The following is a 20,098-nucleotide window of genomic DNA, read 5'->3' on the forward strand; positions in this document are numbered from 1 at the left end:
CTTCATAAACCTGACTTACTTTAGTGTGAGACTCTTGATACTTTCGCTTTCTGATCCGAGGATCAGCTCGCTTCCATCAAGCGCCCACACTTATCGGCTGTTAATTTTTAAAGAGCATTTCTGCGAGGAACCTGAAGTTTCCCGGCAGCGCTGCGTTTTCAGCAGCAGAGAAGCGAGATTATGAACCGTGTTTCGCAGCTCGTCAACAACTTTCTGCACTACATCGTTGCGACTGCGGGGCCATCTTCCTGCACCGCCAAGGCTCGCTACCACCGAACCTCACCAGCACCGCTTCCCTTCCTTCCGCGCCGTGTTTCCGTTAGCGCGAAAGAGGCGTGATTCTATGCATCCACCGGCAATCGCGCAAGGGGTTTCGCAAAAAATATAAGGCGCCGCACGCTATCGCGTGCGGCGCCTTATATAGAAGCAGCCGAACAGTCAGGAGGCCGCACGCACCTGGCGCGCGACGATCTCCATATAGTGATCGAGATCCGGCGTGATCTTGCCTTCCTCCTTCGCCGTGTCGTCCCAGCGGCGCAGGCGCAGCGCGTCCTCCGCGAACGGGCGCTGCAGGAACGCAGCCGTCTCCTCCTCACTGAAGATGTCGCCCTGCAACGCCAGACTGCGCACCGAATCCGGCGACAGGCTCTCGAAGTAGCCGGCGTCCGTGCGGCACAGGCAGCGCTTCGCGTCGACGTGCAGCCGGATCGGCTCCAGCACCGCATCGTTGAACAGCGGCCGCAGGAACGGCAGCACGTAATACTGATGCAGATCGTCGATCCCGCGCGCGCTCGGCGTCTCGCCCTGCCGATTCAGCAAATGGCCGAGGTCGTGCAGGAACGCCGCGGCGACCAGCGCTTCGTCCGCCCCGGACGCCTCCGCCAGCATTGCGCTCTGCAATGCATGCTCCAGCTGCGTGACCGGTTCGCCGGCATAGGCCACATGGCCATGCTCGCGATACAACCCGTGGATCTCTTCCACCGTCAACGCCATTCGTTTACTCCCAAGGCAACGAAAACGTCTTCAGGTTCGTGAAACTCTTCATCGCCTCCTGGACGCCTTCCTTGTAACCGAGCCCCGAATCCTTGATCCCGCCGAACGGCGACAGTTCGATCCGGTATCCCGGTACTTCCCACACGTTCACTGTGCCGACGTTCAGTTCGTTGACGAACCGCACGACGGCCGCCGTGCTGTCCGTACAGACACCCGACGACAGCCCGAACGCCGTCCCGTTGCTGATCCGGATCGCGTCGTCGATCGTGTCGAACGCGATGACGGGCGAGACGGGGCCGAAGGTCTCCTCGCGCACGATCGTCATCGACGGATCGACGTTGTCGAGCACGGTCGGCGCGTACAGCGCGCCGCGCCGCACATTGCCGGTCAGCAGGCGCGCACCCTGCGCGACCGCCTCGTTCACGCGTGCCTCGAACAGCCGCGCCGCCGCTGCGTCGATCACCGTGCCCATTTCGTTCGCGGAATCGAACGGATCGCCGTATTTCCATGCGCGCGTCTTCTCGACGAGCAGTTCGGTGAACGCGGGCGCGATCGAGCGCTGCACCAGCATCCGCTTGACGGCCGTGCAGCGCTGGCCGGAATTCCGGTACGAGCCGAGCACCGCGAGCGACGCCGCGCGGTCGAGATCGGCATCGGCGAGGACGATCAGCGGATCGTTGCCGCCCAGTTCCAGCACGATGCGCCGGTAACCGGCCCGCGCGACAATCGCCTTGCCGATCGCGACACCGCCCGTGAACGTGATCAGCGACGCATGCGGATGCGTGACGAGTTCGTCCGCGATCTCGGCCGGGTCGCCGGTCAGCACCTGCAGCATCGGCTCGGGCAATCCTGCTTCGTACAGCAGGTCCGCCAGATAGAACGCCGACAGCGGCACCTTCTCCGACGGCTTCACGATCACGCGGTTGTTGGTCGCGATCGCCGGCGCGATCTTGTGCGCCACCTGGTTCATCGGATGATTGAACGGCGTGATCGCGACGATCACGCCGTCGAGCGGCTGCCGCTGCGAGAACACGCGCCGTGCCTTGCCGTGGGGCGTCAGGTCGCACGAGAAACTCTGCGCGTCGTCGCGCAGCGCCTCGACCGCCGCGAACTTCAGCACGTCGGCGACACGGCCGATCTCGTAGCGCGAATCCTGTTTCGACAGCCCCGATTCGAGCGTGATCAGGTCGGACGCTTGCTCGGTGCGTTCACGCAGCAACGCGGCCGCACGTTCGAGAATCTGCGAACGCTCGTAGCGCGTGAGCGTCGGCCGGTAGGCCATCGCATAATCGAACGCCGCGCGCACGTCGTCGACGCTGGCGAGCGGCGCGGTGCCGACGCGTGTGCCCGTGTACGGATCCGCGACGTCGAGCGTGCGCTCGCGCATCGCACGCGTGCCGCGCCAGCGCAATGCTTCTGCGCGAAACGCCGGATGATCTTGCCGCGGATGAGCCATCATGTCGCGATCCGGTTCAACACGAAATCGAACACGTCGAAGTTGCGCGGGCGACGGGCGGGATCGTCCCGCTCGATACGGCGATTGAACAGCAGCGGCACTTCCTGCTCGGACACGCCGCCATGCGAACGCAGCGGCACCGTGAGGCCCGACAGGTCGTGTTCGCGCTCGCGCGTGCCGAGCGTCATGTCGCGGCGGCCGATCACGACGAGATCGCCGATCCGGTCGGCCGGCAGTTCGAAGCGCGCGGCAGCTTCCGCGTTGTCGAGCACGAGCTCGACGCCGTCGAGGCCACCGATGCGCCACATCGCCTCGACCCGGTCGACACCCGGCGCCAGGTAGATCGTCGCAAACGAACCGAGCGCACCGTGGTGCACGACGTACGGATCGGTAATCGGCAGGATCACGCGCGCAGCCTGCGCGCCGTACCAGGCGTCGAAGGCATCCTGCAGATAGATCACGTTCGGCCGGCCCGTCGCCGGATCGTGCTTCGCGTTCATCCCGTGGTCGGCCGTGAGGCCGATCGCCCAGCCGAGCGCGTCGAGCTGCGCGAGGTAGCCGTCCATCATCGCGTAAAACGCATTCGCGCCGGGACTGCCCGGCTCGCACTTGTGCTGCACGTAGTCGGTGGTCGACAGGTACATCAGGTCGACCTGCCGCGTCTGCGCGAGCCGTACGCCGGCCGCGAACACGAATTCGGACAACGCCGCGCTGTACACATCCGGCGACGGCAGGCCGACCCAGTCGAGCACGTCGACGATGCCGTTTTCCGCGAGATTGGCCTGTGCGGCCTTCTCGGCCGAAAAGCAGATACCGTTCAGCCGCCAGCCGAGCAGCCTGCGCAGCTTGTCCTTCGCGGTCACGACGGCCACCCGCGCGCCGGCGTCGGACGCCGCCGCGAGCAGCGTGCCGGCACGCAGATAGGCCGGGTCGTTCATCATGACTTCGGCACCGCGCCCGCCGTCGGCGGCGGGATCCCAGAAATAGTTACCGCAGATGCCGTGGACCGACGGCGGCACGCCGCAGACGATCGACAGGTTGTTCGGGTTGGTGAAGGTCGGCACGACGCAATCGGCCCGCCAGGCCGTGCCTTCCGCGATCATCCGGCCGATGAACGGCGCGACGCCCGCTTCCACCGCGCGTTCGAGATAGTCGTACTCGCAGCCGTCGACACAGATGACGACGGTCGGCTCGACCGGCAGCCGGTAGTGCCGGCCATTGACGTCGATCGAACGTCCGGCGAGACCGGTCGACGCGCCGGCGGGCGACGCATCACCGGGATGGCGCAACGCGAACGCGGCGTTCATGATGGCGCCCGCTTGCCGCGCGGCACGCGCGCGGCGATCAGCAGCAGCGCCGCGAGCGACGCGCCGAGCATCAGCAGCGACAGCGCCGACGCCGGCAGGTAATAGCCGCGCTCCACCTGGCCGATCACGACGATCGGCACGGTCGCGAAGCCGGGCGGATAAACCGTGAGCGTCGCGCCGAGCTCGCCGAGCGACAGCGCAAAGCCGAGCGCGAGGCTCGCGCGCAGCGCCGGCACGAGTTGCGGCAGCAGCACGCGGCGCAGCACCATCGCGGGCGGCGCACCGAGGCTCGCGGCGGCTTCGCGCAGCACGGTCAGCTCCGGACGCAGCGCGGCGGCCGCGCAGCGATAGCAGAACGGCAGGATCAGCGCGAGTTGCACCAGCACGACGATCGCCGCCGAGCTCGACAGGTCGAGCGGCTTCTGGTGATACGCGATCAGCACCGCGAGCCCGAGCACGACGCTCGGTACGCCGTTCGGCACCATCACGAGCGCGTCGACGACCGCGCCGAGGCCGCGCCGGTCGCGCCCTTCGAGCGCGAGCGCCAGCCACAGCCCGAGGATCGTGCCGAGCGCCGATACGCCGAAGCCGATTTCGAGGCTCGTCAGCAGCGCGTCGTATTCCTGCGAGCCGAGCCGCTCGAACCAGCGCAGGCTGTAGCCGGCCGGCAGGATCGTGCCCGACCACTGCGTCGCCACGCTCGACAGCGCGACGACGATCACCGGCAGCACGAACAGCCAGAAGCACGCGAATGCGGCCAGCGCGAGCGCGGCGCGCGACGCATGCTTGAGCAGCGCGTCGGTCCAGCCGATCTGGTGGCGCGGCACGGCCTGCCCGATACGGAATTCAGCGGACATCGTTTCCTCCCGTCGCACGCCGGTTCACCCGGCGATAAACCGCATACAGCGCCAGCGACAGCGACAACATCACGACCGCGCCGGCCGACGCGGTCGGCAGGTCGAGATCGACGGTCGCGCTGCTGTAGATCGCGACCGGCAGCGTCACGAGCCGCGCACTGCCGAGCACGAGCAGAATCCCGAACTCGTTCAGCGTCAGCAGGAAACACAGCACGGTGCCGGCGGCGATGCCCGGCCACGCGATCGGCAGCACGACGCGGCGCGCGAGCATCCAGCCGGGCGCGCCGAGGCTGCGCGCGGCTTCGATCAGCCGCAGGTCGAGCGTCGCGAACGACGCGAGCGTCGGCCGCACGACGAACGGCGTGTAGAACACGGTCTGCGCGAGGATCACGCCGCCGATGCCGAACAGGAAATCGAGCGGCGGATTCTCGAGATGGAACAGGTGCTGCAGCGCGATGCTGATCGAGCCTTGCGAGCCGTACAGGAAGATCAGCGTGAACGCGACGAGGAACGACGGAAACGCGACGTACAGCTCCAGGAAGCGCGTGACGAGCGACGCGCCCGGGAACGGCCTGAAGAACAGCAGCGCCGCCAGCAGCACGCCAAGCACCGACGCGGTGCCGGCGCTCGCGAACAGGACGCCGAGCGTCGTCAGCAGCACGTTGCGCGTGTCGGGATTGCCGAAGAAGGTCCGGTACGCGGCGAAACTCAACCCGTGATCGCCCGAGACGCTCAGCAGCACGAGCCGCACCAGCGGATAGACGACGAGCGGGCCGAGCACGACGATCGCGAGCGCGGCCAGGTGCAGGTCGCCCATGCGCCTGCGGCGCCGCGCGGCGGCGGCATGCGCGGCGGCCGACGCGAGCACGTGCGGCGGCAGGCCGGCTTCAGGGCTCGATAAGGACGACATCGTCTGCCTCGCAATGCAGGGACACGCGCGCGCCGCGCTCGGGAGCCGCGCCGCGGCCGCGTTGCATCGTCACGCGCACGGGTTCGTCGGGCGCCGCGTCGATGACGACCGCGATCGACAAGTCCGCACCCTGCCATTCGACCGACGACACGGTGCCGTGCAGGCCGCCTGCCGCGGGCGGCATCACGGTCAGCCGCTCGGGGCGCACGCAGGCGACCTTGCCGCGCACTTCGTGGCGCGGATCGCCGAGCGGGAAGATCACGTGCGGAGGCAGCAGGTTCGCCGGGCCGAGATAGCGCGCGACGTAACCGTCGCACGGCGCGTCGTACAACTGCTGGGGCGTGCCGAGCTGCGCGATGTGGCCGTCACGCATCAGCAGCGCGCGGTCGGACAGCACGAGCGCGTCGTCGCGGTCGTGCGTCACGCAGACGACGGTCAGGTTCGGCAGGCGCTCGTGCAGCGCCTTCAGTTCGCTGCGCACCGATGCGCGCAGGTTGGCGTCGAGCGCCGACAGCGGCTCGTCGAGCAGCAGCACGTCGGGCTCGATCACGAGGGCGCGGGCCAGCGCGACGCGCTGCTGCATCCCGCCCGACAGTTGCGCGGGCAGATGGTGGCCGGCGTCGCCGAGTTGAACGAGCTTGAGCGCATCGGCGACACGGCGCGTCACTTCCGACGACGCCATGCCGCGTGCGCGCAGCCCGAATGCGACGTTCTCGAACACCGACAGGTGCGGGAACAGCGCGTAACTCTGGAACAGCAGACCGAGGTTGCGCTTGTGCGGCGGCGCATAGGTCAGGTCACGCCCGGCAACGGTCAGCGTGCCGGTCAGGCCGTCGGCCTTCACGAACCCGGCGATAAAGCGCAGCAGCGTGGTCTTGCCGCAGCCGCTCTTGCCGAGCACGGTCAGAAATTCACCGGCGCCGATCGACAGCGACAGATCGTCGAGCACCGTGCGTGCGCCGTAGCGCACGCTCAGGTGTTCGATCTGCACGCCGCCCGGCGCGCCGGACCGCAGCGTCGCGTGCGGTTCGGCGGCGCCGAATGCGCCGGGATGGGTCAGGGTGGTTTCCACCGGGTTCATCCTCTTGCTCGCTGTACAGGCGGCGTGCGCCGCTCACTTCGGCTTGACGACGTCGAGCTGCTTGCCCGAGCTGCCGATCACGTCCTTCTTCCAGCGCTCGATCCACACCGGCTTCTTCGCCATCACCTGGGTCCAGTCGACCGGAATCAGCTTCACGCCCGCGATCGCCTTCTTGACCGCTTCGCCGTTCTTGCCGGACAGCGGCACGTCGGTGCGGCCCGGAATGCCGTACATATCCGGCACCTTCGACTGCACTTCCGTCGACATCAGGTAGTCGATCAGCTTCCTGCCGGCGTCCTGATTCGGGCCGCTCTTGATCAGGCCGATGCCGTACGGGAGCTGGAACGTGGTCGGCTGGTCGCCGTCCTTCGCGGACAGGAAGATCGGCTTGACGGACAGCGCGCCGTGTTCGGCGTCGTCGAGATCCATCTGCAGGTCGCCGTTCGCGACGCTGATCTCGTTACGCGAGAGCAGCACGTTCAGGTAGCCCGTGCCCTTCGTGTGGAACTTCACGCTCTGCGACAGCTTCGCGAGGTAGTCGAACGCCTTGTCCTCGCCCATCAGCGACGTCGTCAGGATCAGCACGGCCATCCCGTCGCCGGCCGTGGCCGGGTTCGAATACGCGACCTTGCCGGCGTAGGCCGGCGCGAGCAGGTCGGCGAACGTCTTCGGCTGGTTCTTCACGACGTCCGGGTTGATCGCGAACGAGAAGTAGTTGTTCACAAACGTCGCCCACGTGCCATCTTCGGCCTTCGCGATGGCCGGCACGTTCTTGTAGTTGACGCTCTGGTACGGCTGCAGCAGGCCCATCTGGCCGGCTTGCTGGATGAACGGCGGCAGCGTGACGATCACGTCGGCCTTCGGGGAATTCTTCTCGATGTTCGCGCGGTTCACCACTTCGCCGCTGCCCGCCGTCACGATGTTGACCTTCACGCCTTCCTTCTTCTCGAAGGCCGGCAGCACATCGCGATAGAGGTTCTCGAGGCCGTCCGCCGTGTACAGCACGACCGCGTTTGCCGCATGCGCCGGCATCGCGGCGCCTTGCAGCAGACCGGCGGCGCAGGCGGCCAGCGCGAGCTTGCGGAACGCGCCGGCGGCGGCGCGCGAGGGTTTCTGCAGTGTCATCTCACTTCTCCGTAGGCGGAACACCAAACGGCCGGGGCACGATCCGGCTCTCCTGTTATCTCTGGGCAGACCGCCTGGCGGCCCGCCTCGCTACCGCGCTCAGGCTGGGTGTCGCGCGGCAACCGAAGGATCACAGCGTTCGATGACAAAGCCGTGACGAATGCCACAATTTCCAAAAAATGACACATTTTGCCACTATCATGCAAGTCATTCAGAAATGCCGATCGGCGTTTCGTTCGCCCTTTGCCGGAGAAAAAAACCATGCCCGACCCGATCCTGCTCACGCCCGGCCCGCTCACCACGTCCGCCACAACACGCCACGCAATGCAACATGACTGGGGGTCGTGGGATGCCGCTTTCAATCAACTGACGGCCAGCGTCTGTGCCGATCTCGTCGCCATCGCGGGCGGCGGCGACGCGTACGTGTGCGTGCCGATGCAGGGCAGCGGCACGTTCTCGGTCGAAGCCGCGCTCGGCACGCTGGTGCCGCGCGACGGCGTCGTGCTGGTCCCCGACAACGGCGCGTATTGCGCGCGCATCCTGAAGATTCTCGGCCGGCTCGGCATCGACGCGATCGCGTTGCCGTTCGGCGAAGACGCGGCCGTCGACGCGGCGGCCGTCGAAGCCGCATTCGCACGCGAGCCGCGCATCACGCACGTCGCGCTCGTGCACCTGGAAACGAGCGCCGGGATCCTGAATCCGCTCGATGCGATCGCGGCCGCGTGCCGGCGGCACGGCAAGCGGCTGATCGTCGACGCGATGAGTTCGTTCGGTGCGCTGCCGATCGCGCTGGCGGACAGCGGCATCGACGCGCTGATCTCGGCCAGCGGCAAATGCCTCGAAGGCGTGCCGGGAATGGGGTTCGCGATCGTGCGGCGCGACGCGCTCGACGCGAGCGAAGGCAACTCGCCGTCGCTCGCGCTCGATCTCCACGATCAGTACGCGTATCTGCGCAAGACGGGGCAATGGCGCTTCACGCCGCCGACGCACGTGATTGCCGCGCTGCGCGCCGCGCTCGACCAGTACCTCGCCGAAGGCGGCCAGCCGATGCGCGGCGCACGCTATGCGGACAACTGCCGGACGCTGATCGAATCGATGCGCGCGCTCGGCTTCGTGCCGTTCCTCGACGCCGGCGTGCAGGCGCCGGTGATCGTCACGTTCCACGCGCCCGACCATCCGGCCTACGATTTCCGCCGCTTCTACGACGCGGTGCGCGACGCGGGCTTCATCCTGTATCCGGGCAAGCTCACGCGTCTCGAAACGTTCCGCGTCGGCTGCATCGGCGCGATCGACGCGACCGATATCCGGCGTGCGGTCGCCGCCATCGCGGCCGCGGTCGAATCGCTCGGCATCGCGATGCAGCACGCGTGAAGTTGCGTACGTGCCGGCCGCCCGCCGGCACGCGCAAATAAAAAAGCCCGACGGCCGATCGGCCGCCGGGCGAATGCACCGAGTGTGCGGGGAGCCGGTATTTACAACTCGATCCGCTTGATGTCGCCGACGACGAAGATGTACGACAGCGCGCCGATCAGCGCGATCACGCCGATGAATACGAGCGCGCCGACGAACGAGCCGGTCGACGCGACGATGAAGCCGACGACGAGCGGCGTGATGATGCCGGCGAGGTTCGCCGCGAAGTTGAAGATGCCGCCCGTCACGCCGAGCAGGCCGTCCGGCGCGATGTCCGACACGAGCGTCCAGCCCAGTGCGGCCATCCCCTGCGCGAAGAACGCGACCGACATGATCGCGATCACGGCTTCGTTGCTCTGCACGTAGTTCGCGAGAATGATCGTCGACGCGAGCAGCAGGCCCGCGATGATCGGCAGCTTGCGCGCGAGGTTCGCGGACTTGCCGCGGCGCAGCAACCAGTCGGAGAAGATTCCGCCGAACATCACGCCGATCGACGCGGCGATGAACGGCATCACCGCGAAGAAGCCGATCTTCAGCCAGCCCATGTGGCGCTCGGTTGCCAGATAGGTCGGGAACCAGGTCAGGAAGAACACGAGCGTCGAGTTGCCGGCGAACTGGCCGAGGCAGATGCCCGCGAGCTGGCGCTTCTTCAGCAGTTTGCCGGCCATCGCCCAGCTGAACTTCGGTTGCGCGGCCTTGCCGCTCTTGTCGTCGGTCTTGCGCACGCCGTGCACGAGGCCGCCGCCCGCCTCGATATAGGCCAGTTCCGCCGCGTTCGCACCCGGATGGTTGCGCGGCTCGTGGTAGAGCTTCCACCAGACGAGGCCGAACACGATGCCGACCGCGCCCACGACCCAGAACAGCGAGCGCCAGCCGAAAGCGCCCATCAGCGCGAACAGCACGGGGCTGAAGAACGCGAGGCCGATGTATTCGCCGACGGTATAGGTGCCCGTCGCCATCGCGCGTTCGTTCTGCGGGAACCACGTCGCGACGACACGGCTGTTGGTCGGGAAGCACGGCGCCTCGGTGATGCCGAGGCCGAGGCGGCACGCGAGCAGCGTCGCGACGCCCGGCACGAAGCCTTGCAGGAGCGTGCACAGCGACCACAGCGTCATCGACCAGTAGTAGGTGATCTTGCTGCCGAAGCGGTCGAGGAACAGGCCGCCTGGAACCTGCATCGCCACGTACGTCCACGAGAACGCGGAGAACATGATGCCCATCACGGCCGCGTTGATGCCGAGCTCCTTCGTGAGCTGCGGCGCAGCCACGCCCAGCACGGTGCGGTCGAGATAGTTGATCATCGTGCCGATCGCGAGCAGCGCGAGGATCTTGTAGCGCGCCGACGTGCGCCGGACCGTGCCGGCCGCCTGCGCCGGCGCGGCGCTCGTCTGGGTAGTGTGCTGCATGGTCGTCTCCTTGGTCTCTTTCTGTATCTGTAAGGGGTCAGCGCGCGACGAGCGACTGAAAGTGCTCGAACATCCGCTCGGCGTCGGGCGTGCGCCCGGTGAAGATCTCGAACGCGTCGACGGCCTGGTACACGGCCATCCCCCCGCCCGGCAGCGTCGCGCAGCCGGCCGCGCGTGCGGCGTGGATCAGCTCGGTTTCGAGCGGGAAATACACGATGTCGGCCACCCACATGCCCGCGTGGAGCAGTTCGGCCGGCAGCGGCAGGCCCGGATGCTTGACCATGCCGGTCGGCGTTGCGTGGATCAGGCCGGTCGCGGCGCGCATCGCGGCCGCGAGATCGCTACCCGGCGCGACCCGGGCCGCGGGGAAGCGCTGCTGCAATTCGGCCGCCAGCGCGGTGGCCCGCGTGCCGTCGACGTCGAAAATCGTCAGTGCGGCCGCGCCCATCTGCAGCGCCGCGTGCGCGACAGCCGCGCCCGCGCCGCCCGCGCCGAGCTGGACGACGCGTTCGAGCGACGCGCCGGGCAGCCCGCGGCGGAACGATTTCGCGAAGCCCGACCAGTCGGTGTTGTGGCCGATCCGCTTGCCGTCCTTGAACAGCACGGTGTTCACCGCGCCGAGCGCACGCGCGTCGTCCGACAGCGCGTCGAGGTGCTCGATCACGCGCTGCTTGCACGGGTGCGTGATGTTCAGCCCGTTGTAGCCCATCCGCTGCGCGGCCTCGAGCAGTTGCGGCAGCGCGTCGACGCTCAAGCCGAGCGCATCGAGATCGATGCGCCGGTACACGTAGCCAAAGCCCTGGCGGAATCCCTCTTCCTCGTGCATCGCGGGCGACAGCGAACCGCCGATGCCCTGGCCGATCAGGCCGATCAGAAACGACGGGCGGCTCATCGGGCGGCTCCCTGTGCGAACAGCGTCGCCAGGCGCTGCAGCGCGAACACGTAGCCTTCGGTGCCGCAGCCGCAGATCACGGCTTCGGCGATCGCCGACACATACGAATGGTGGCGAAACGCCTCGCGGCGATGGACGTTCGAGATATGCACTTCGATCACCGGCTTCGCGATCGCGGAAAGCGCGTCGGCCAGCGCCACCGACGTGTGCGTATAGGCGGCCGGGTTGATCACGATGCCGTGCGTGTCGTGACGCGCGGCATGCAGCCAGTCGATCAGTTGATGCTCGGCGTTCGACTGGCGGAACTCGATTTCCAGCCCGAGCCCTTCCGCCGCCGTGCGGCAACGCTGCTCGAGATCGGCGAGCGTTTCCGCGCCGTAGATGTGGGGCTCGCGCGTGCCCAACAGATTCAGGTTCGGGCCGTTCAGCACCAGCACCTTGTGCTTGCTCATGTGATTTTGCTCCAGAAACGGGGGCGAATCGTTAGCCGACTCCGTCCCCTGACGTCAAGATTTGGCGCTAGTGTGCACTTGCGCCAGCGCAATGTCTTTTCGGGTTTTCGCTAATTTGTACCATCTAGTTAGTTTGTACAATACGCATCACTAGCCCAGTAAATTCGGGATATGGCGCCCGCGCCGAACTCAACGACTGGTTCATTCAGGGTCGGTTCGACCGGCGTCATGCCCCGCTCATCCGCAGGAATCGCCCATGCAGCGCTCGATCGCCACCGTGTCCCTGTCCGGCACGCTCGCCGAGAAGCTCGCCGCCATCCAGGCCGCGGGCTTCGACGGCGTCGAAATCTTCGAAAACGACCTCGTCTACTTCGACGGATCGCCGGCCGACGTCCGGCGCATGGCCGCCGATCTCGGCCTCGACATCGTGCTGTTCCAGCCGTTTCGCGATTTCGAGGGCGTGAGCGCGGCCCAGCTCGCGCGCAATCTCGACCGGATCAAGCGCAAGTTCGACGTGATGCATGCGCTCGGTACCGACCGCATCCTCGTCTGCAGCAATGTGTCGGCCGATACGATCGCCGACGACGGGCTACTCGTCGATCAGCTCGGCGCGCTCGCCGAGGCCGCGCGGCAGGCCGGCGTGGTGGCCGCGTACGAAGCGCTCGCGTGGGGCCGCGTCGTCAAGCGGTACGGCCACGCGTGGCAGCTCGTGAATGCGGTGAACAGCCCGCATCTCGGCCTTGCGCTCGACAGCTTCCACACGCTGTCGCTCGACGATTCGCCGGACGCGATCGCCGACATCCCCGGCGACCGGATCGCCTTCGTGCAGATCGCCGACGCGCCGAAGCTCGTGATGGACGTGCTCGAATGGAGCCGCCACTACCGTTCGTTCCCGGGCCAGGGCGACTTCGACCTGGCCCGCTTCACCGCGCGCGTGATCGAGTCGGGCTATACGGGGCCGCTGTCGCTCGAGATCTTCAACGACGGCTTCCGCGCGGCGCCGACCGCGCTCACGGCAGCGGACGGCCATCGCTCGCTGCTCTATCTGGAAGACCTGACGCGCGCGCGGCTCGCCCAGGAGGGTCGCGCGCCGGCCGCCGGCCAGCCGCTGTTCGCACCGCCCGCGCCGCCCGCGCACGTCGGGTTCCAGTTCATCGAATTCGCGGTCGACGCGCAGGCGGCGGCGACCGTCGGCGAATGGCTCGGCCGGATGCGCTTCCGGCTCGCCGGCCGGCATCGCTCGAAGGACGTGACGCTGTTCCAGCACGGGGCCGCATCGATCGTGCTGAACGCCGAGCGCGACTCGTTCGCCGATGCGTTCTTCCAGCAGCACGGGCTGTCGCTGTGCGCGTCCGCGTTCCGCGTCGACGATGCCAAGGTGGCGTTCGAACGCGCGGCCGGCTTCGGCTACGCGCCGTTCTCCGGCCGGGTCGGGCCGAACGAGCGCGTGCTGCCGAGCGTGAAGGCGCCGGACGGCAGCCTCGAATATTTCGTCGACGAAGCGCCGGATGCGCCGACGCTGTATGAATCTGACTTCGTGCTGACCGACATCGACGGCCCGAGCGAAGTCGGCCCGCTGACGGGCATCGATCACGTGTGCCTCGCGCTGCCGGCCGACGCGCTCGACACGTGGATCCTGTTCTTCAAGACGGCGTTCGGCTTCGAGGCCGAGCGCAGCTGGCTCGTGCCCGACCCGTACGGGCTGATGCGCAGCCGCGCGGTGCGCAGCGCCGACGGCTCGGTGCGGATCGCGCTGAACGCGTCGGTCGACCGTCACACGGCCGTCGCCGAATCGCTCGACCGCTACCACGGCACCGGGCTGAACCACGTCGCGTTCCGCACGGGCGACATCGTGAAGACGGTCGCCGCGTTCGCGGCCGACGGCGTACCGTTCCTGCGCATTCCGGCCAACTACTACGACGATCTCGCCGCGCGCTATGCGTTGCCGGACGACGTGATCGATACGCTGAGCGCCCATCATCTGCTGTACGACCGCGACGAGCACGGCGGCGAGTTCCTGCATGCCTATACGGAACTGGTCGACAACCGCTTCTCGCTCGAGATCGTCGAGCGACGCGGCGGATACGACGGCTACGGCGCGGCGAATGCGGCCGTGCGGCTCGCCGCGCAGGCGCAGCGCAGGAAATAAGGAAAAGGACGCGAACCGGAGTGGGGGGCCGGATCGCGCCCACCCATCGATCGGACGGGCCCGCTTGCCTGCCGCATCGTGGTGTATCTCGCGGCCAAGGGCCGGCCCGCATGGCTGCCCGCGGTCGTGCCGGGAGCCGCGCGTCGTCGGACGTTACATCCGGTAACCCGTACCGCAGTGCAGCATTGCGTCGCCCACCACGGTTTTAAGAATCGCTTAAGTCTTAGACGGCACCATCCGCAACCAGTACCCGATGGTTATCTTGAAAAGGAGGAAAGCGATGAGCGCCGTAGAAGCACCCGCGGGCCGCCCGGCCGCGCCCCCTGCAAAGAAGACGATGCTGCGCCGCCTGCTCAGTCATCACGAAATCGCGACGTTGCTGGTGCTGCTGCATGCGCCGATCGGCGCGAACGCCAAACCGGAATTGCCCGCGCTGCAGGAAGCCGGCCTCGTCGAAATGGTCAAGCTGGACCCTGATACGACCCCGAGCTTCCGGCTGACCGAAGACGGCACGGCCGTCCTGAAAGGGCTCGGCTACCGTTGAGCCACCGCTTTACCCGCTTTCACCCGTTCCCGTTTCCCCGCCCGACCCCGGTCCCTGCCACGCGCCGACCACGCCGGCGAGTGGCGTCACCCTGCCCGCTCCTGCAGCATCAACCGGTATTCCGTCGGCGTCACGCCGACCGTCGCCTTGAACTGGCGCGTGAACGCGCTGTGATCCGTATAACCGCATAACGCCGCGACGTCGGTCACCTTGTCGTGGGTGACGAGCAGCGCGGTGGCCGCGTCGAGCCGCGTCTTCAGCAGCACCTGACGCGGCGTCAGGTGGAACACCTTGTGGAAGTAGCGCTCGAGCTGCGCGACCGACATCCCGGCCATCTGCGCGAGATGCTTCAGGTTCAGCGGCTGCACGTAGTGATCCTGGATGTGCTGGACCACGTCGGCGAGCCGGCTGTACGCCGGGTGCGATCCCTCGTGCGCCTTCAGGTCGCGCGAGATGCCCGCGAGGCCGATCACCCGGCCCGCGGCGTCGCGCAGCGGCTCCTTGCAGGTCAGGCACCAGCCCGGCTGGCGGCCCGGATACAGGTGCAGCTCGAGCTGGTCCATCAGCTGCTGACCGGCGTTGATCGTCGCCATGTCCTGCTCGAAGTAACTACGGCCGAAGCGGCGCGGAAACACCTCGTCGGCCGTCTTGCCGAGCAGGTCGCGCTTGTCCTTGTAGCCGCAGCGCATCGCCAGCGTGCGATTGACGATCGCGTAGCGGCCGCTCGCATCCTTCACGAAGAACGCGACATCCGGCAGCGCATCGAACACCGGTTCGAGCAGACGGAAATGCGCAAGCATCGCACCGAGATCGGCGTTGTCGGGCTGGTAGCGCAACGTGTCGGACAGGCTCATGGGCGGTACGGCAAGCAAGGTCGTCATCCCGGCAACCGCGAAGCGAGTGGCAGATGGCGTCGATTATAGGAGCGCCCCTTCGATCGCGTCGCGCCGAAGGCGGGGCAGGCAAGACGGCGGCCGGTCGAATCGTGTGTCCCGGCCAGGTTCATCGGTCAGCGGGACAGGTTGCGTACGCAACCACTACGCGGCACGTGCGCGGCCGGCAGCCGTTCCGCTTGCGCCGCTGCGGCCGCGGCGCATCGACACGCCGGTGCCACGCACCCGAATTCATCATCCTAAAAATGCCGACGACCCGCGTCTTGGCGGGTTTGCGCATTCGTCATGACGATTTCAGCATATATCAGGGTTATCGACGATATGCCGATATCGTCGCCGGCCACGCATCGAACGCGCAAGACGCACGCATTTTCGCTACCTAGACTTCGCTTCACGGTCACGAGACGACATCCCGTCGCTGCCGCAATCGGCATGCACGGCCCGCCGCATCCACCATCGCGCACGCCGATTCCGGCACAGCGCGCGCAGCACGCGGCAAGCACGCATGGCCGGCCCATCGGCCTGCGGACCGATACGTCTCGCCCGGTTTACCGGCGCCGGCCCGCATGCCGGCGGCGGCCCAACCACGCCATCAAGGGGAAGTGAAAGTGAAGCTGAAGGTATCGCACGTCGCGCTGGCCGCCGCCTGCGCACTGTCGGGCGCGCACGCCGTCGCCGCCGACGTCGTCAAGATCGGTTTCGCCGCACCGCTGACCGGCCCGCAGTCGAATTACGGCACGGACATGCAGAAGGGCGTGCAGCTCGCGATCGCCGATTTCAACGCGACGCATCCGACGATCGGCGGCAAGCCCGTCACGTTCCAGCTCGACTCGCAGGACGACCAGGCCGACCCGCGCACCGGCACGACCGTCGCGCAGCGGCTGATCGACGACAACGTCCGCGGGATCATCGGCCACTTCAACTCGGGCACCAGCATTCCCGCGTCCGATCTGTACGATCGCGCGGGGCTGCCGCAGATCTCGATGGCGACGTCGCCGCAATACACGGCGCGCGGCTACAAGACGACCTACCGGCTGCTGACGAGCGACGCGCAGGCCGGCCGCATCGTCGGCACGTATGCGGTGAAGACGCTGCACTTCAAGCGCATCGCGATCATCGACGACCGCACGGCCTACGGCCAGGGCATCGCCGACGAATTCGCGAAGGCCGTGGAAGCGGCCGGCGGCACGATCGTCAAGCGCGACTTCACGAACGACAAGGCGCTCGATTTCTCCGCGATCCTGACCAACCTGAAGGGCGTGAATCCGGATGCGGTCTTCTACGGCGGCGGCGACGCGCAATCGTCGCCGATGATCCGCAAGATGCGCCAGCTCGGAATGAAGTCGGCGTTCGTGACGGGCGAGATGTCGCGCTCGCCGACGTTCCTGAAGGTCGGCGGCGACGCGGCCGAAGGCGCGATCGTCTACATGGGCGGGCTGCCGAAGGAAAAGATGCCGGGCTTCTCCGGGTACGCGGCCCGCTACAAGGCGCGCTTCAACGAAGACGTGATCACGTACTCGCCATACTCGTACGACGGCACGATCGCGCTGCTCACCGCGATGAAGGACGCGAATTCGACCGATCCGAAGGTGTACACGCCGTACCTCGGCAAGGTGTCGATCAAGGGCGTGTCGGCTCCGAGCATCGCGTACGACCCGAAGGGCGACCTGAAGGATGCGCCGGTGACGATCTACAAGGTCGAGCGCGGCGCGTTCAAGCCGGTCGATACGATCGCCGGCAACTGATTACGCGGGCCCTGCCCCGCGCGGCGCGCCAGCGGCTCACCGGCCGCGCGCGCCGCGTGCGCTTCGGCTGCATGGTCCGAAGCCGCGCTCGGCGCGCGCCCGCGCGCAGGCATTTCGCGCTCCTGTAGAATCCCCCCCACCCGCTTTGCCGCTTCGTCTCTGCCGTGCCCCATCCCGGTGCGGCGGCGCGTGTTTCGTGCCTCACCCGGCACGCGGCACGCTTCGACGACGCAAGCCGCGCCTTGTCAGTCCATGCCGATAGCGGGCCCTGGAGACGCAGCACCGACAACAACATTCGAAAACCGATCGTCCTGACCATGCAAGCTTCCGAATTGAGCGGCGTGCCACTCGCCGCCGAACGCGCGCTCACGCGCAGCGACTACAAGACCCTTGGCCTTGCCGCACTCGGCGGCGCCCTCGAGTTCTACGACTTCATCATCTTCGTGTTCTTCGCGCCGGCGATAGGACAACTCTTCTTCCCGCACGACATTCCCGACTGGCTGCGCCAGTTGCAGACGTTCGGCATCTTCGCGGCCGGCTATCTCGCGCGCCCGCTCGGCGGCGTGATCATGGCGCACTTCGGCGACCTGTTCGGCCGCAAGCGGATGTTCACGCTGAGCGTGCTGATGATGTCGGTGCCGACGCTGCTGATGGGCATGCTGCCCACCTACGACACGATCGGCATCCTCGCGCCGGTGTTGCTGCTGCTGTTCCGCGTGCTGCAGGGCGCGGCGGTCGGCGGCGAGGTGCCGGGCGCGTGGGTGTTCGTGTCCGAGCACGTGCCGTCGCGCCATATCGGCTACGCATGCGGCACGCTGACCGCGGGCCTGACGGCCGGCATTCTGCTCGGCTCGCTCGTCGCGGCCGGCATCAACAGCCGCTACTCGACGGCCGAAGTCGGCGCGTTCGCGTGGCGCATCCCGTTCCTGCTCGGCGGCGTGTTCGGGCTGTTCTCCGTGTACCTGCGCCGCTGGCTGCATGAAACGCCGGTGTTCGCCGAGATGAAGGCGAAGAAGGCGCTCGCGGCCGAGATTCCGCTGAAGGCGGTGTTGCGCGACCACGGCCGCGCGGTGATCGTGTCGATGCTGCTCACGTGGATGCTGTCGGCCGCGATCGTCGTCGTGATCCTGATGACGCCCGCGCTGCTGCAGAAGCAGTTCCACCTGACGCCGGCGACGACGCTGTTCGCGAACAGCGTCGCGACGCTGTGCCTGACGGCCGGCTGCATCACCGCGGGTTCGCTCGCGGGCTGGATCGGCGCGAAGCGCGTGCTCGGCATCGGCGGCATCGGGCTGGCCGCGTGCTACTACCTGCTGTTCGTGCAGGTCGCGGCCGATGCGTCGACGCTGCCGCTCTACTACGGGATCGCGGGCTTCATGGTCGGCACGATCGGCGCGGTGCCGTTCGTGATGGTCAAGAGCTTCCCGGCCGTCGTGCGCTTCTCGGGCATCTCGTTCTCGTACAACGTCGCGTATGCGATCTTCGGCGGCCTCACGCCGGTGATCGTGTCGCTGATGATGAAGTCGAATCCGCTCGCGCCGGTCGTGTACGTCGCGGCGATCTGCGTGCTGGGCGCGATCGCCGTGCAGTTCTCGAAGGATGCGAAGGACGTGAAGGGCACGCACTGACGCTGGCGCCCGCTTCATGAACGAAGGGCCGAATCCCGCGGCGTGCGGGATTCGGCCCTTTTGACTTGCCTCGGCGTAGCGGCGCGAGTGCGGTCAGCTCAACGCAGCATGCCGTACGACGAACTCGGCCGGCGCAACGCGTCGATGCTCGCGCCGCCGGCGCCGGTGACGAACAACAGCAGGAACCCGCCGGCGATCGCGACGTTCTTCCAGAAGTGAATCACCATGTCGTGCTGGACGGCGGCGTTGGTCGCGTCCCAGAAGTTGTGCCCGACCATCGCGGTCGCGATCGTGTAGACCGCCATCAGCAACGCGAGCGGCCGGACCTTGTAGCCGACGATCAACAGCAGGCCGCCCAGCCCCTCGATCGCGACGACGATCGGTGCGACGACCTGTTGATAGGGCACGTTCATCGTGTGCAGATACGCGACGAAATCGCTGTAGCCGAGCAGCTTCATGATGCCGCCCCACAAGAACAACGCCGCCAGCGCCAGGCGTGCGAAAAAAATGACGCCGGAATCGACGGTACGCGTCATGCCTCTCTCCTCGTATGCAATTCGGCCGCCCGCCCGGGCGCGCCCGGGCGGTTCGGCGCCGCGCGGCCCGGGTGGGCGCGCGGCAAATGGGCCAGCATAGAGGGTCTTTTCGCCGTGTCCAAGAAAAAGGTTGTAGCAAATCTTTACACTGCGGCGGCGGCGCCGGCAGCCCGGCGCGCTGAAAAACGCGTTTAGCCCGCGTCGCTCAACAGCACGCCCTTCTTGAAGATGAAGCAGCCGTAGCCGCGCAGTTCGCCGGTGACGATCACCGCATACGTCTGCTGCGCGCGCTCGTAGAACGCGAAACGTTCGACGCCGGCAAGCGGCACGGCGCGCCCTTCCGCGCGGTCGATCTCGGCCTGCACTTCGCGCTGCACGGGCGGCACCGCGGCCGCGTCGCCGACGACTTCCATGCGCCACGCGGGCGTGTCGACGAACGTATCGAGCGGCAGCACGGACAGCACCGCGCGCACGACGCGCGCCGAATCGGCGCCGTCGATCCGCAGCGCACGGCCGACCACCGTGTGCTCCGCGACGGATTCCGCCGGGAAATTCGCATCGCAGATCGCGATTTCGTCGCCGTGACCCATCGCGCGCAGCGTGTGCAGGATGTCGGCGTGCAGCAGCGGGTCGAGATTCTTCAACATGTGGGCTAGTCTCCGGGTTCAGGAACGAATCGCATAACGTTACCCGATCCCGGCGGCCCGCAGTGCA

The 20,098-nt window shown here is 67.3% G+C and carries 18 protein-coding genes; 5 read left to right on the top strand and 13 right to left on the bottom strand.

Translation table 11 applies throughout. The features are described from left to right. Positions 1-438: 438 nt before the first annotated feature. Genes CFB46_RS17530 through phnS form a run of 7 tightly spaced genes read right to left on the bottom strand, consistent with a single transcriptional unit; the run spans position 439 to position 7,729 of the window. Positions 439-993 (bottom strand): phosphonate degradation HD-domain oxygenase, encoded by a 555-nt coding sequence (locus CFB46_RS17530; protein WP_089500652.1) that lies wholly within the window; start codon positions 991-993, stop codon positions 439-441. Between the two features lie 4 nt (positions 994-997). Next, complete coding sequence (phnY, locus tag CFB46_RS17535) at positions 998-2,452, bottom strand: phosphonoacetaldehyde dehydrogenase (protein WP_089500653.1); 1,455 nt, start codon at positions 2,450-2,452, stop codon at positions 998-1,000. Beyond that, the gene (phnA, locus tag CFB46_RS17540; RefSeq protein WP_089500654.1) at positions 2,449-3,756 is read right to left on the bottom strand and encodes a phosphonoacetate hydrolase; all 1,308 of its coding nucleotides are present in this window, start codon (positions 3,754-3,756) and stop codon (positions 2,449-2,451) included. Before phnA ends, phnY begins: the two co-directional genes overlap by 4 nt. Further along, on the bottom strand, positions 3,753-4,613 hold the full coding sequence (phnV, locus tag CFB46_RS17545) for a 2-aminoethylphosphonate ABC transport system, membrane component PhnV (RefSeq protein ID WP_089500655.1): 861 nt from the start codon (positions 4,611-4,613) through the stop codon (positions 3,753-3,755). Before phnV ends, phnA begins: the two co-directional genes overlap by 4 nt. Then, a complete protein-coding gene (phnU, locus tag CFB46_RS17550; protein WP_027806028.1) occupies positions 4,603-5,523 on the bottom strand; it encodes a 2-aminoethylphosphonate ABC transporter permease subunit in 921 nt (306 codons plus the stop codon). Before phnU ends, phnV begins: the two co-directional genes overlap by 11 nt. Beyond that, positions 5,501-6,604 (bottom strand): 2-aminoethylphosphonate ABC transport system ATP-binding subunit PhnT, encoded by a 1,104-nt coding sequence (phnT, locus tag CFB46_RS17555; protein WP_089500656.1) that lies wholly within the window; start codon positions 6,602-6,604, stop codon positions 5,501-5,503. The genes phnU and phnT overlap by 23 nt, the downstream gene beginning before the upstream one ends. A gap of 33 nt (positions 6,605-6,637) precedes the next feature. Continuing rightward, positions 6,638-7,729, bottom strand: a complete 1,092-nt coding sequence (phnS, locus tag CFB46_RS17560; RefSeq protein ID WP_027781498.1) for a 2-aminoethylphosphonate ABC transporter substrate-binding protein — start codon at positions 7,727-7,729, stop codon at positions 6,638-6,640. A gap of 261 nt (positions 7,730-7,990) precedes the next feature. On the opposite strand from phnS, the gene CFB46_RS17565 reads away from it, so the two are divergent. Further along, positions 7,991-9,100 (top strand): 2-aminoethylphosphonate--pyruvate transaminase, encoded by a 1,110-nt coding sequence (locus tag CFB46_RS17565; RefSeq protein ID WP_089500657.1) that lies wholly within the window; start codon positions 7,991-7,993, stop codon positions 9,098-9,100. A gap of 101 nt (positions 9,101-9,201) precedes the next feature. On the opposite strand, the gene CFB46_RS17570 is transcribed toward CFB46_RS17565, so the two are convergent. Genes CFB46_RS17570 through aroQ form a run of 3 tightly spaced genes read right to left on the bottom strand, consistent with a single transcriptional unit; the run spans position 9,202 to position 11,889 of the window. Next, positions 9,202-10,545, bottom strand: coding sequence for an MFS transporter (locus tag CFB46_RS17570; RefSeq protein WP_027781500.1), 1,344 nt, complete (start codon positions 10,543-10,545; stop codon positions 9,202-9,204). A 37-nt stretch (positions 10,546-10,582) separates the two neighbouring features. Continuing rightward, positions 10,583-11,437: a shikimate dehydrogenase gene (locus CFB46_RS17575; RefSeq protein WP_089500658.1), complete on the bottom strand. Its 855-nt coding sequence runs from the start codon at positions 11,435-11,437 to the stop codon at positions 10,583-10,585. Further along, positions 11,434-11,889 carry a type II 3-dehydroquinate dehydratase gene (gene aroQ / locus CFB46_RS17580; RefSeq protein ID WP_027781502.1) on the bottom strand — a complete coding sequence of 152 codons (456 nt, stop codon included), beginning with the start codon at positions 11,887-11,889 and terminating at the stop codon, positions 11,434-11,436. Before aroQ ends, CFB46_RS17575 begins: the two co-directional genes overlap by 4 nt. Before the next feature lie 256 nt (positions 11,890-12,145). Here aroQ and CFB46_RS17585 point away from each other — a divergent pair, with 256 nt between their 5' ends. Both CFB46_RS17585 and CFB46_RS17590 read left to right on the top strand, forming a co-directional pair. After that, positions 12,146-14,038 carry a bifunctional sugar phosphate isomerase/epimerase/4-hydroxyphenylpyruvate dioxygenase family protein gene (locus CFB46_RS17585; protein WP_089500659.1) on the top strand — a complete coding sequence of 631 codons (1,893 nt, stop codon included), beginning with the start codon at positions 12,146-12,148 and terminating at the stop codon, positions 14,036-14,038. A 280-nt stretch (positions 14,039-14,318) separates the two neighbouring features. After that, positions 14,319-14,582 carry a hypothetical protein gene (locus CFB46_RS17590; protein WP_027781504.1) on the top strand — a complete coding sequence of 88 codons (264 nt, stop codon included), beginning with the start codon at positions 14,319-14,321 and terminating at the stop codon, positions 14,580-14,582. An 86-nt stretch (positions 14,583-14,668) separates the two neighbouring features. Here the strand turns inward: CFB46_RS17590 and CFB46_RS17595 are convergent, their stop codons facing one another. Next, positions 14,669-15,463, bottom strand: a complete 795-nt coding sequence (locus tag CFB46_RS17595) for an AraC family transcriptional regulator (RefSeq protein ID WP_089500660.1) — start codon at positions 15,461-15,463, stop codon at positions 14,669-14,671. A 578-nt stretch (positions 15,464-16,041) separates the two neighbouring features. Here CFB46_RS17595 and CFB46_RS17605 point away from each other — a divergent pair. Together CFB46_RS17605 and CFB46_RS17610 are read left to right on the top strand one after the other, a co-directional pair. Then, the gene (locus tag CFB46_RS17605) at positions 16,042-17,220 is read left to right on the top strand and encodes a branched-chain amino acid ABC transporter substrate-binding protein (protein ID WP_152777907.1); all 1,179 of its coding nucleotides are present in this window, start codon (positions 16,042-16,044) and stop codon (positions 17,218-17,220) included. A gap of 317 nt (positions 17,221-17,537) precedes the next feature. After that, positions 17,538-18,848: an MFS transporter gene (locus CFB46_RS17610; RefSeq protein ID WP_089500662.1), complete on the top strand. Its 1,311-nt coding sequence runs from the start codon at positions 17,538-17,540 to the stop codon at positions 18,846-18,848. A 98-nt stretch (positions 18,849-18,946) separates the two neighbouring features. On the opposite strand, the gene CFB46_RS17615 is transcribed toward CFB46_RS17610, so the two are convergent. Both CFB46_RS17615 and CFB46_RS17620 read right to left on the bottom strand, forming a co-directional pair. Then, positions 18,947-19,384, bottom strand: coding sequence for a DoxX family protein (locus CFB46_RS17615; protein ID WP_089500663.1), 438 nt, complete (start codon positions 19,382-19,384; stop codon positions 18,947-18,949). Between the two features lie 191 nt (positions 19,385-19,575). Beyond that, positions 19,576-20,031, bottom strand: a complete 456-nt coding sequence (locus tag CFB46_RS17620; RefSeq protein WP_027781509.1) for an RbsD/FucU family protein — start codon at positions 20,029-20,031, stop codon at positions 19,576-19,578. Positions 20,032-20,098: the final 67 nt, after the last annotated feature.

It is taken from the genome of Burkholderia sp. HI2761 (genome assembly GCF_002223355.1).
In the GTDB taxonomy this organism is placed as follows: domain Bacteria; phylum Pseudomonadota; class Gammaproteobacteria; order Burkholderiales; family Burkholderiaceae; genus Burkholderia.